Source organism: Oceanobacillus caeni, assembly GCF_042678465.1.
Taxonomy (GTDB): Bacteria; Bacillota; Bacilli; order Bacillales; family Amphibacillaceae; genus Oceanobacillus; species Oceanobacillus caeni.
On record NZ_JBHTKV010000046.1, the window covers coordinates 1 to 12,823 of the forward strand.

Annotated in this window: 13 protein-coding genes; 2 read left to right on the forward strand and 11 right to left on the reverse strand. The window is 34.0% G+C overall.

Annotation, left to right across the window (positions count from 1 at the left end; translation table 11 throughout):
* Window positions 1-151: 151 nt before the first annotated feature.
* Together ACFQ18_RS17410 and ACFQ18_RS17415 are read left to right on the forward strand one after the other, a co-directional pair.
* On the forward strand, window positions 152-391 hold the full coding sequence (locus tag ACFQ18_RS17410) for a DUF2627 family protein (protein WP_047183871.1): 240 nt from the start codon (window positions 152-154) through the stop codon (window positions 389-391).
* Between the two features lie 88 nt (window positions 392-479).
* Window positions 480-1,826 (forward strand): aspartate kinase, encoded by a 1,347-nt coding sequence (locus ACFQ18_RS17415; protein ID WP_204798784.1) that lies wholly within the window; start codon window positions 480-482, stop codon window positions 1,824-1,826.
* A 107-nt stretch (window positions 1,827-1,933) separates the two neighbouring features.
* Here the strand turns inward: ACFQ18_RS17415 and spo0A are convergent, their stop codons facing one another.
* From spo0A to nusB, 11 genes are all read right to left on the reverse strand, one after another.
* Complete coding sequence (gene spo0A / locus ACFQ18_RS17420) at window positions 1,934-2,704, reverse strand: sporulation transcription factor Spo0A (protein ID WP_047183869.1); 771 nt, start codon at window positions 2,702-2,704, stop codon at window positions 1,934-1,936.
* A 212-nt stretch (window positions 2,705-2,916) separates the two neighbouring features.
* Window positions 2,917-4,203, reverse strand: a complete 1,287-nt coding sequence (spoIVB, locus tag ACFQ18_RS17425) for a SpoIVB peptidase (protein WP_060668129.1) — start codon at window positions 4,201-4,203, stop codon at window positions 2,917-2,919.
* A gap of 443 nt (window positions 4,204-4,646) precedes the next feature.
* Complete coding sequence (gene recN / locus ACFQ18_RS17430) at window positions 4,647-6,356, reverse strand: DNA repair protein RecN (RefSeq protein WP_204798785.1); 1,710 nt, start codon at window positions 6,354-6,356, stop codon at window positions 4,647-4,649.
* Between the two features lie 22 nt (window positions 6,357-6,378).
* On the reverse strand, window positions 6,379-6,828 hold the full coding sequence (gene ahrC, locus ACFQ18_RS17435; protein ID WP_047183866.1) for a transcriptional regulator AhrC/ArgR: 450 nt from the start codon (window positions 6,826-6,828) through the stop codon (window positions 6,379-6,381).
* A gap of 32 nt (window positions 6,829-6,860) precedes the next feature.
* Complete coding sequence (locus ACFQ18_RS17440; protein WP_204798786.1) at window positions 6,861-7,673, reverse strand: TlyA family RNA methyltransferase; 813 nt, start codon at window positions 7,671-7,673, stop codon at window positions 6,861-6,863.
* A 12-nt stretch (window positions 7,674-7,685) separates the two neighbouring features.
* Entirely contained in the window at window positions 7,686-8,267 is a 582-nt protein-coding gene (locus ACFQ18_RS17445; RefSeq protein ID WP_047183864.1) for a hypothetical protein, read from the reverse strand.
* 683 nt (window positions 8,268-8,950) lie between these two features.
* The gene (locus tag ACFQ18_RS17450; RefSeq protein WP_047183863.1) at window positions 8,951-9,835 is read right to left on the reverse strand and encodes a polyprenyl synthetase family protein; all 885 of its coding nucleotides are present in this window, start codon (window positions 9,833-9,835) and stop codon (window positions 8,951-8,953) included.
* Between the two features lie 2 nt (window positions 9,836-9,837).
* Window positions 9,838-10,068 carry an exodeoxyribonuclease VII small subunit gene (locus ACFQ18_RS17455; RefSeq protein WP_047183862.1) on the reverse strand — a complete coding sequence of 77 codons (231 nt, stop codon included), beginning with the start codon at window positions 10,066-10,068 and terminating at the stop codon, window positions 9,838-9,840.
* Complete coding sequence (xseA, locus tag ACFQ18_RS17460) at window positions 10,061-11,410, reverse strand: exodeoxyribonuclease VII large subunit (protein ID WP_204798787.1); 1,350 nt, start codon at window positions 11,408-11,410, stop codon at window positions 10,061-10,063. The genes ACFQ18_RS17455 and xseA overlap by 8 nt, the downstream gene beginning before the upstream one ends.
* A complete protein-coding gene (gene folD / locus ACFQ18_RS17465) occupies window positions 11,407-12,261 on the reverse strand; it encodes a bifunctional methylenetetrahydrofolate dehydrogenase/methenyltetrahydrofolate cyclohydrolase FolD (RefSeq protein ID WP_047183860.1) in 855 nt (284 codons plus the stop codon). Before folD ends, xseA begins: the two co-directional genes overlap by 4 nt.
* Window positions 12,262-12,279: 18 nt before the next feature.
* Window positions 12,280-12,660: a transcription antitermination factor NusB gene (nusB, locus tag ACFQ18_RS17470; protein WP_047183859.1), complete on the reverse strand. Its 381-nt coding sequence runs from the start codon at window positions 12,658-12,660 to the stop codon at window positions 12,280-12,282.
* Between the last annotated feature and the right edge of the window lie 163 nt (window positions 12,661-12,823).

A 12,823-nucleotide genomic window follows, 5' to 3' on the forward strand; every position in this document is an offset into this window, starting at 1 on the left:
CCGAAAAAGTGTACAAAAATAGAGTGCCGGAAATATTGGTGTGAAAGACACACCGAGAAAAACTTGACACATACTTTTTAACCTGTCGATTACAACTTTATTGAGTATGTCTGCTATACTATATATGAAATAATATAGAGGGGTAAAATATATGAGAATTTTAGCGCTATTATTGCTTTTAGCTCCCGGATTAGTATCTGTTTTTGGAATTAAATTAATGAGAGATTCCATTTTTGCAGAATACTATCCTTTCTTGCTAAACGCTGGGTTTCAATTTTTTATTGGACTTATACTTTTTGTATTAGGTTTTGCTTTTATAGGAGGATTTATTATTTATCGAGACAAAAAAAACAAATATCGTGCAATTCCCGACGAGAAAAAAAGTGAATAAAAATATATCTATTTTTTAATTTTCTATTAGATTAATAAAAAAATTGTGTTATTATATAGAATAATCAACCAGATCAGGGGGATAAAGTATGAAAGTAGCAAAATTCGGAGGTAGCTCCGTAGCAAACGCAACTCAAATCAAAAAGGTTGCCGAAATCATTAAAAGCGATCCTGAGAGAAAATTTATTGTTGTTTCTGCTCCAGGTAAACGCGATAGTAATGATTTCAAAATGACAGATATGCTTATCAATATGGGAACTGCCTATATCAATAATGAAAATTATGAAGAGTACTATTCCATCGTTTTAAAACGATTTAAGGATATTATTGATGAATTAAATCTTTCCTCATCATTACTTGAAGAAATTGAAAGATCCATTAAACAAACACTCTTCGAAAATGTTACTAATGATGTGAAAATGGATTCTGTTAAAGCGATTGGTGAAAATAATAACGCAAAGATTATAAGTGCTTATTTATCTGATATCGGATTAACGGCAAATTACATGAACCCGAAACAAGCCGGTATTATCGTAAGTGATGAACCTGGAAATGCACAAATATTACCTGAGAGCTTACCGAAAATGTACTCATTGCGAGAACAGGAAGGTATCATCGTTATACCGGGGTTTTTTGGTTATACCAATAAAGGAAAACTCGTTACTTTCTCAAGAGGGGGATCCGATATTACAGGATCGATTGTAGCAGCTGGAGTACAGGCTAGTCTATACGAAAACTTTACAGATGTGAATTCTGTTTATACAGTCAATCCAAATATTGTTGATAACCCGAAAGAAATTACAGAATTAACTTATAAGGAAATGCGAGAATTGTCTTATGCCGGATTTTCTGTTTTCCATGATGAAGCATTGATTCCAGCTATTAAAGCTAAAATTCCTGTTTGTATTAAGAATACAAATAATCCGGATGCAAAAGGCACATTAATTCTTGCCGAAAGAGAAGTAAATGATAAATGTGTATCGGGTATTGCTAGTGATACTGGATTCTGTAGCCTTTACGTAAGCAAGTATCTAATGAACAGAGAAATTGGTTTTGGTCGTAAGCTTTTACATATTCTAGAGGACGAAGGTATATCATTTGAGCACGCGCCATCTGGAATTGATGATATGTCCGTTATCATAAGAGAACACCGATTAACTCCTGAAAAAGAAGAGCTAGTTATTAAGCGTATTAATGATGAACTTCATCCTGATACAGTTAGTCTTCAAAGAGGTATCGCAGTAGTAATGATTGTCGGTGAAGGGTTAGTTAAAACAGTCGGCGTCGCTCATCGCGCAACTTCTGCATTCTATAATGCAAATGTTAATATTGAGATGATCAACCAAGGTTCATCAGAAGTTTCCATGATGTTTGGTATTCAAGCAGTTGACATGGATAAAGCTATTCGTTCTTTATACCAAGCATTCTTTGAGTAATAAAATGTTGTTCCTATAATAGTTTTTGGTAACAAGCACAGTGATTTTTTTATTTTGTAAGGCATTCGCCAAATTTTTAAGCGAATGCCAATTTTTTATTTATTTTATTAGCTGGCCTTATGCTCTAAACGTAAACGATCCGCAACCATCGCAATAAACTCGGAATTAGTCGGTTTTGCTTTAGAGATATTGATGGTATATCCGAATAGTTTAGAAATGGAATCAATATTGCCTCTGCTCCATGCCACCTCAATTGCATGTCGAATCGCTCTTTCAACTCTTGAAGAAGTTGTATTAAATTTCTTAGCAATAGCTGGATATAATACTTTGGTAATTGAACCAAGTAGTTCAATATCATTATAAACCATTGTAATGGCCTCACGAAGGTACATATATCCTTTAATGTGTGCAGGTACACCTATTTCATGGATAATATTTGTAATACTTGCTTCTAAATCATGTTTCTTCTCTTTCTTTATTGATGTTTTAATATTTGATTGTATAATTTGTTTACCCTCAACCTGTCTAATTTGATCAGCCAAGTGATCGAGATCAAATGGTTTTAAAATAAAATAAGATGCTCCTAAATCAACCGCTTTTTTCATCACTTCCTCTTGACCAAAAGCTGTTAACATAATTACGTTAGACTTCAATCCTCTTTCTCTTATTGTATTTAAAACCGCTAAGCCATCAATATGCGGCATAATAATATCTAACACTAATACATCAGGTTCAATTTCGTCTAAAAGATTTAAACAATCCTTTCCATTATGTGCAGTTCCAATTATTTCAATATCATCTTGTTCATCAAAATAATCTTCCATCATTTGTATCAATTCTCTATTATCATCTACTAATCCCACTTTTATTTTTTTCAACAAAAGTTCCTCCTTTTATATATGTACGAATACTTTTCCTTTTTATGATATTCTACAAAAGATCTAAATATCCTTTTATTTATTTAAAAAGTTTCTGTTTTATTACTTTTCCTCAATATTTCTTTGTTTTTCTCTTTTTTACGACAATAAATGTCGAAAAATATTCAACAAAAAAGTGATTTGTTATGGACGTCATAACAAATCACTTTTCTTTAACTAGCCTCTTTTTTATTATCGTATATATCTATACCCGCATCTTGCAACATCCATTCTATATGGACACCGTAACCACTAGTTGGATCATTTACAAAAACATGGGTAACTGCACCGATAACTTTTCCATCTTGAATAATTGGACTACCACTCATCCCTTGAACAATTCCGCCTGTTTTTTCTAACAGTTTTTCATCTGTTATTTGGATAACCATGCCTTTTGTAGCAGGGTATTTTTGAGGTACACTGCTAATAATTTCAATATCATACTCTTCTACCTTTTCTCCATCCACTACCGTTAAAATCTTAGCTGGTCCTTCTTTTACTTCATGTGATAAAGCTATTGGCATTGGTTTATCGTATTTACCATTTTTTATATCTTCATTTAATTTACCAAAAATACCAAAAGGACTATTTTTAGTAATGTTCCCAATGACATTTTGGTTAGATGAAAATTTTGCTTGTTTTTCTCCGGGAATTCCGTTATTTCCTTTTTCGATGGATGTAACTGACGATCGAACTATGGTTCCATCATTAATTTCTACCGGTTTTTTTGTATCCATATCTGAAATAATATGGCCTAAAGCACCGTATTTCTTAGATTGCGGCTCAAAAAAAGTCATTGTTCCAATACCAGCGGCTGAATCCCTTATATACAATCCAATCTTATATTCATTTTCTTTATCATCAAGAATTGGCTCTAGTTTCGTTTCAATAAATTCCTTACCCCTTTTTACTGTAATATTTAAATCTTTATTCTTTTCCCCTGCTTCGACTACATAATCTTTAATTTCATTCATTTCTTTAATTGGATTATCATTAATTTTAACAATAACATCACCAACGTTTATCTTTGCTTCTTCCCCTGGTGAAACTGTTTTGTCATTTGTATTTACGAGATGATGTCCAACTACTAAAACTCCACGTGTTTGTAATTGTACACCTATCGATTGACCTCCAGGTATGACTTGTATATCCTCTAATACCGAAAGGTTCACTTTTTTAATCGGGAAGCCATTCACTTCATAAACTAATTCACTTGATCCGGAATCACCAGCATAGAACATGGAATTATCAATTGCTTCAACATGATCACTATTTGCGGATACCGTTACGTTTTCTCCAACCTGCGGTAATTCAATTGGATTTTCATTATTTAAAGTTACTACTTCACTAGGAATTGAAAAATATTTGTTTATAGGGGTTATGAAAGGAAATGTAACAAAAACCAAAAGGAGTATAACACCTATCAATTGCCTAACTGTATTTAATTTAGGTATTTTCATTTGGTTCACTCTCCTTAACTCTAACCACCCAGACCATTACTTCTTTTCAATTTATATCTGTATATTTAATTTGACCCTATGACGCCGGTTTTAAACTGGAGAAACTTAAGAAAAGATGTCTATCTTTACCTTAAAAAAATGTATAAAAAGGAGTATAAGTCTTTCATTTAAGGTTTTAGTATAAATTTCCTTGGTTATTTATTCATATTTAGGATTTAATTATGATGAGGTAATAAAGAAAACTTCCATCAATGGGGGTTTTCCTTCTCCCCCACTGATGGTTAGTCGCACTTATCGGACTTTTCCGGGCGGTTGATCTTCCACCTGCTTTCTTTGTTCCCCAAAAGCTTGTGGTAGGATTCTTACTGCCCGTTTAGGTGGGATAAAATTAATAAAATAAAAAAGCCAGATGATTTAGTTTCTGACTTTTATTGGATAAATATTCAACTAATTGTTTGTTTAAAATTGGATGCTAAGTCCAATAATTCCTTTGCATGCTCTTTCGCTGTATCCGTAAGCTTTGTTCCGGTTATCATTCTGCTTAATTCTTTAATTTGTTCATCCATGGTTAGTTCTTTCACTGTCGAAACCGTTCGATTGTATTTTTCTTCTTTCTTAATGAACTTATGTGTATCAGCCATTGCTGCAACTTGTGGTAAATGTGTAATGCAAAGAACTTGAGAGTCATGTGATATTTGATGAATTTTCTCAGCCATCGCTTGTGCAACTCTGCCACTAACTCCTGTATCAACTTCATCAAAAATAACACTAGTCACCCCTTGATGCTTTGCAAATAATTTTTTAAGGACTAACATAATTCGGGATAATTCGCCACCAGAAGCCACTTTGTTCAACACCTTTAAAGGTTCTCCAGGGTTAGTTGAGATTAAAAACTGTATTTTATCAAAGCCATTTTTATGTAACTTTGGATTTTGATTATGATCTTCATCTAAACTAAAAGCAATGGAAAAAGAAGCCTTCTCTAAATATAAATCTTTAAATTCACTTTCTACCGCTTTTGTTAATTGATCGGCTAATTTTTTACGAATATCATGTAATTGCTTCGCCTCCAATAAGGCATCCTTTTCCAGTTCTTCAATTTGCATTAATAAAGAAGTAAGATGTGTATCTTTATTTGTTAATTCCTCAATCTCTTCCTCAACCTTTGCAAGATACTCTATGACTTCATTTACACTTCCACCGTATTTCTTTTTTAGTCGGTTTATTTCATTTAACCTTGATTCAATTTCATTTAATCTTTCTGGATTGAATTGTAAAGAATCTAATCTATTTCTTAATTCATAAGCAAAATCTTCCAAGGTATAATAATGATTAGCAAGCTTCTCGGAATTTTCTTGAATAAAAGGATCGACTTTAAGATTTTCTTCCATGGAAACAAGTGCTTTGTTTAACCAGTCTAGCGCCCTTCCCTCACCGTACAAAGCATTATAAGCGTTCGTTAATGACGAATAAATTTTCTCAAAATTAACTAGGCTATTGCGTTCCTCTTCTAATTCATGATCCTCATTCGGCGCTAAATTCGCTTGTTCGATTTCATTTTTTTGAAATTCCAAAAGATCGAGACGATGAGCCATTTCTTGTTCATTTTCATTTAATTGTTTATATCTATTTTTCAAAGTTGTTAGCCGTTCAAACAGTATCGTGTATTCTTCCTTTGCTTTCTTAATCAAATTTGGTTCATACATATCAAGAAAATCCAAATGATTATCGGCGTTCATTAACACCTGGGTCTCGTGTTGACTGTGTATATCAATTAACTTTTGACCAAATTCTTTTAAAATCGCAAGGGTCACTAACTTACTATTTACACGGCAAATACTTTTACCAGAAGCTGTAATTGTTCTTTCTAAAACAATTTGCCCATCTTGTATATCAACACCAAATTGTTTCGCAACGTCATAAATCGGATGGGTATGATTATCAATAATAAATAACCCTTCTATTTCACTTTTTTTTGAACCGTGCCTAACAAATTCAACAGAACCTCGGCCACCAGCTAATAACTGTATTGCGTCAATAATAATGGATTTTCCTGCTCCCGTCTCTCCGGTTAATACAGTTAAACCTTCCGTAAAGGTAATAGAAATTTCTTCTATAATTGCAAAGTCACGTATTGATAACTCTGTTAACAAAACAAAATCACCCCATAATGCTTTAGAGCATATTAATTAATCGATTTTTAATTTCCTCAGACTCTGCTTCTGTTCTACAAATAATTAAACATGTATCGTCTCCACAAATGGTACCCATTATTTCTCCCCAATCCAAATTATCAACTAAAACACCAATGGAGTGGGCGTTTCCTGGCAATGTTTTTAATACAATAAAATGACTTGCAGAATCAATTTTAACGAAAACATCAATAATCATTCTTTTTAATTTTTCAAGCGGGTTATACCTTTGATCCGCGGGGAGGCTGTAGGCGTATCTCCCGTTACTTGTTGGGACTTTCACGAGTTGCAATTCCTTGATATCTCTAGAAACTGTAGCCTGAGTCACATTAAAATCTAGAGCTTTTAACCGATCAACTAAATCGTCTTGTGTCTCAATTTCATTCTCTGTTATTAATTCTCGAATTTTTAAATGACGTTGAATTTTACTCATTAACTACTTCTCCTTATTTCATGAAAATACCATTACTTTTTATATAGTGCTATATGGGCTTCTTCTACAATTTCTTTAATATTAAGAAGGGATATCTGAGAATTATTTTTCTTCCAACCTAGGTGAGCGAGAAATTCGATATTCCCTTCTCCACCTGTAATTGGAGAAAAAGTTACATTCATTAATTCATAGCCTTCATTTTGGGCAAAATTCGTAATGTTCTTGATCACCTCATAATGAACGGATTTATCACGAACAATTCCTTTTGCGCCAACCTGCTCTCTTTTTGCCTCAAATTGAGGTTTAATTAAGGCAACGACATTACTATTTTCTTCTAATAACCCTTTAAGTACTGGAAGTATTTGTCTAAGTGAAATAAATGACACATCAATGGATGCTAAGTTAGGCTTTCCTTTATCTAGCATTTCTGACGTAACGTAACGAAAATTTGTCCTCTCCATTACAACCACACGTTTATCATTTCTTATTTTCCAGTCTAATTGGTTATATCCAACATCTATTGCATAACTTAACAATGCGCCGTTTTGTAAAGCACAATCCGTAAAACCACCAGTTGAAGATCCAATATCAATTAAAATCTTTCCTTCAGCTGAAATTTGGAAATAAGTTAAAGCCTTTTCTAATTTTAATCCACCACGACTAACATATGGAATTTGTTTTTCTTTAATAAATAAGGGAACATCTTCTTTCATCAGCATACCGGGTTTATCGAGACAGTTTGGACCAGAAAAAACTAAACCAGCCATAATGATACGTTTAGCCTTATCCGTGCTTTCCACTAATTGCTTTTCCACTAATAATTCGTCGAGTCTTTTTTTACCCATTCGTACACCCTTTTATCTTTTATTTTTTGGCAATACTTTTATTTTTAATTTATCTTCAATAAAAAATATAATTTTTCCAACTATAAATATAATTTGTGTTGAACCGTTTATTGCCACTGTTTTTCCCAGAGCTTTTCCTCCAACGGTTACGGCAGCAACTAAGCTAGTTAATAAAGTTGACAAAGCTAATTGGCTAGGTGAACCGTCTGTTTGATTCAGTAAGGAAGCGATTTGTAACACTACAATTGCAGACGCAGTACCACTAACAATTCCCGAAATATCACCAATCACATCGTTACAAAAGCTTGCAAATCGATCTGCATTTCTTACTAAATAAACAGCTTCTTTAGAACCAGGCACCTTCTCTGCAGCCATTGCATGAAACGGTCGTTCATCAGCGGCTGTTGCAGCTATACCAAACATATCAAAAATGACACCAATAAGAATAATGATCAAAACGATAAATATACCAGTGAACCATGCAACTTCGCTGAGAATAGACGAAGATACAACGGAAAAAATTGCCGCTAACACAAAAGTGATAACGGCAATAGTCAAACTAAATTTAATTGAACGTTTTATTTGTGATTTCATTTCTTTCCCCTAATTAAAATATATGTAGCTGGAATGGTCTCTTAAAAGGTTAAGACTACGGCTTAGGTCCAGTAGGTTTTCCCAAGCAGATACCTCACGTCACCGTGAAAAGGCGGTTCCCCTTTAAATCCACCTTAGCCTTGTCACCAAAAACTAGACTGGATTACCACTTAGTCCGCACTATAATCCCTTCTAAAAGTCATTCGAACAGTCTAGGAGATTTCCTCTAACAGTCTTTGACCTATCCCTAGTCTCTTTTGCAGTACTGATTTCATAGACATTCGTATTAAACCTAGTGGCCACCTAGCTTTAATACGGATTAACCTAATCCCCTCAGTACCACTCAAGACAGGCTACGCTGCACATTAGGTATTTATAACCGTGTATTGCAGGTTCATACCCCATTCCATCATCATAACTAGGCTTAGTTATCACAACAGAGATGGGCCTCCGCGGAAATCGGGTCAACGCCCACATGCCTTTGTGGATCGCCCAAAATCCTTAACTCCCAGCACCGACCCAAGGCTGGGCGCCTCAAGCCGACACAAGGAACTTCATCGATGTGCCCTTTGGCGAATTTTTAGGCCCGCCTTCAGAACAGGAGGACTGACTAGAATACTGCACCATCCCAATTATATTTTATATTATAACAGGAAAGTATCTTTTTTTCTATATTGATTATCTTAGTGATCACGATTGCTAAAGTAATCAGTTAACTCTTTTAATACTGAACTTTTAGCTTCTGCTTTTTCTAGTTCCTGGTATGCTTTTTCAACATACTCATTCTTTTTATCCATTGCACCATCCAAACCAAGTAATTTTGGATAAGTACTTTTATCATTACCTTCATCACTACCCACAGGCTTGCCAAGTTTTTCTTGATCACCGGTTACATCTAGTATGTCATCTTGAACTTGAAAAATTAATCCCAAATAATAAGCAAAATGTTTTAAATGTTGTAATTGAGTTTGTGACGCACCACCAAGAAATGCGCCAGCATACATCGCAAACTCCAATAACTTTCCAGTTTTTAATGCATGAATATTTTCCAATTCTTCCACAGTTACTTGACGCGTCTCCGCTTCCATATCTAAGAATTGTCCCGCAACCATTCCTTTTGGGCCACTTGTAGCTGAAAGCATTTTAATTATTTCTACTTTCTGATTATCATTTAATAAAGAATCCCCGGCAATTAATTCAAAACTATAGGTTAACAAGGCATCTCCAGCTAAAATTGCTGTAGCCTCATCAAATACCTTATGGTTCGTAGGTTTTCCTCTACGATAGTCATCATCATCCATTGCTGGTAAATCATCGTGTATGAGTGAATAAGTATGTATCATTTCTAATGCAATACATGAACTTATCGCATAATTAAAATCATCAGCAAAAGATTCAAAACTAGCTATTAATAAAATCGGTCTTAATCTTTTTCCGCCTGCTTCCACCGAATATAACATAGATTGTTTTAGCTGTTCGGGGATTGAAAGGTTTTCTATATGATGAACCAATTTTTTATCTACTATCTTTCTGTATCGATTAATATAGTCATTTATTTTTTCTGACACGCTTATTCTTCCTCCTGTACTTCAAACAGTTCGAATTCCCCTTGTTCATTCATAATTTGTGTCATTTTCTCCTGGACATTATTTAATTTATCATTACAAATTTTAGAAAGGTTCATTCCTTCCTGATAATAGGTGATTGCTTTTTCTAAAGGAACATCACCCTCTTCTAGCTTTTGTACAATTTGTTCTAATTTACTCATCGCTTCTTCAAAAGTAAGTTCTTCTTTACTCATTTATATCCTCCTCTAATTGGAGTACCTGACAATTAATCCTTCCATCACTTAATCGAACTTGGATTTTTTTATCTTTTTGTACTTGTTTAATCGTCTTTATTAATGCTCCATTTTCTGTATAAGGCAAGGCAAAACCCCTTTTCATAATTTGTAAAGGGTTTAATAATGTCAATTTTTCAACTGTATTGGTCCATTTATTTGTTTTATTTTCAAAATTCCTTACCATATAATCATTTTGAAGCCTTACATATTCTAATAATTTTTTCTTCGTTTGCTCTATCTGTTTTTTAGGATGTTGAACTTCCAGTCGTCTGATTACATGATGAAGTTCTTGTTTTTTATTTTCCTGTTTTCTAATCATTGCCCTTTGTAGTCTTTCCATTAACGCATCTAAATCCTGATCTTTTTGTTTGATTAATTGTTCCGGATAACGAAAGGCATATGACTTAATTAATCGATTTAAATGATTTTTATGATTTAAGATTTCTTTAGACAATTCTCTATTCAGAGCCTGCTTTAACATCAAAAGCTTTTCTTTTAAATCTGCCACTGATTGTACAGCAATTTCTGCAGCACCAGTGGGGGTAGGAGCCCTTAAATCAGCAACAAAATCACTTATTGTGACATCGGTCTCGTGTCCCACAGCAGAGATAATTGGAATCTTAGAACGATAGATAGCCTCTGCAACTATCTCCTCATTAAAACTCCACAATTCCTCAATAGAACCTCCACCTCTACCAACTATTAACGTATCAAAGCCACCAATTTCATTAGCTTTTTCAATAGCAAGTTTGATAGAGTAAGGAGAATTTGGACCTTGTACTAATACAGGTATAACCGTTATTTTTACTATGGGATATCTTCTTCTTAACGTTGTAATAATATCCCTGATTGCAGCACCAGTTGGAGAGGTAATCACCCCGATGTGTTCTGGGTAAAGAGGAATATTTTTCTTAATGGAAGGATCAAAATATCCCTTCTTTTGAAGTTTCTCCTTTAATTGTTCGAACGCTAAATATAATGATCCAATTCCATCCGGCTCCATTTGATTTATATATAGCTGATATTGTCCATAAGCTTCATATACGCTTATTTCGCCTTTTATTAATACATTCATTCCATTTTCTGGTTTAAATTTTAAAAAACGATTATTTCCGGCAAACATTACTGCCTGTATTTTTGTTTGGCTATCCTTTATCGTCATATACATATGCCCACGGGAGTGTTGTTTAAAATTAGAAATTTCACCTTTTATTAAAATTTGCTTTAGATGAGGATCTGTATCCATTTTTCGCTTAATATACTTTGTTACAGCAGTAACTGTTAAATATTTGTCAATCAACGATTTTCCAATCCTTTAGCCGCTTTAACTGTATTTTTTAACAGCATCGCAATAGTCATGGGTCCTACTCCCTTAGGAACAGGTGTAATGTAAGAGGCTTTTTCTACAGCACTGTTAAAATCCACATCGCCAGTTAGTTTACCTGTTTCTAAACGGTTAATTCCTACATCAATAACAACTGCGCCTTCTTTGATATCATCAGCTGTAATGGCGTTTGGTCTTCCAATTGCTACGATTAAAATATCCGCTTTAGATGTTAATTCCCTTAAATTTGCTGTGCGTGAGTGACAATATGTAACAGTTGCATTTTCGTTTAACAGTAATTGTCCTACAGGCTTACCTACAATATTACTTCTTCCGATGATTACTGCATGTTTACCTTCTATATTGATATTTCTTGATTTTAACATCGTAATAATTCCATACGGAGTACACGGTAGAAAAGTATCCTCACCAAGCATCATCTTTCCAACATTAATTGGATGGAATCCGTCGACATCTTTATTAGGATTTATCGTATCAATCACTTTTTGTTCACTAATATGTTTAGGTAGAGGCAATTGTACTAAAATTCCATTTACCACACTGTCTTCATTTAATTTATGTATTTGATCCAATAACTCTTCTTCTGAAGTAGTTGCTGGTAATTCAATAACTGAGGAAGAAATCCCAACTTCCGCTGCTGCTTTTTCTTTTCCTTTCACATAAGATCTAGATGCAGGATTATCTCCAACTAATACTACCGTTAAATGCGGATTAATCCCTTTTTGTTTCAATTCTGTAACTTCATCTTTCAAACTCATTCTAAGTTCTTGCGCTAAATCTTTACCGTTAATAATTTCTGCTGCCATGGTGTATGCTTCCCCTTTTTAAGATATAATTTTGGATAATACAGCATTCACAAATTTCCCCGATTTTTCATCACCAAACTTATTTGCCAATTCAATTGCTTCATTTATAGAAACACTATTTGGGATATCATCAAGAAATTTAATTTCAAAAGTCGCTATACGCAAAATACTTCGCTCAACAGATGCAATACGGTTTAACGTCCATTTTTCTAAGTGATCGGAAATAATGGAATCAATTTCTTGTTGATGATCAGTTACTCCGTGAACAAGTGATTCAAGGAATAAATCTTTTTCATTATTATCTACGACCGACCCAATCGCTGCTTTTATTTCCATCTCATTTAAATCCATTTGGAACAAGATTTGAAATGCTTTTATCCTTGCTGTATGTCGATTCATCAGCTTAACTCCTTTACTTTCATCTCTACAAATAATAACACGATAATCTATCCAAAGCTAGAATTCTGTAGAAAGCAACAATATTAAAATCATGACCACCCGTCCAACGGGTGGTTTGCACAACGGCTATAAGCCTATACTACCGACCAGCGTCTCAAGGCGC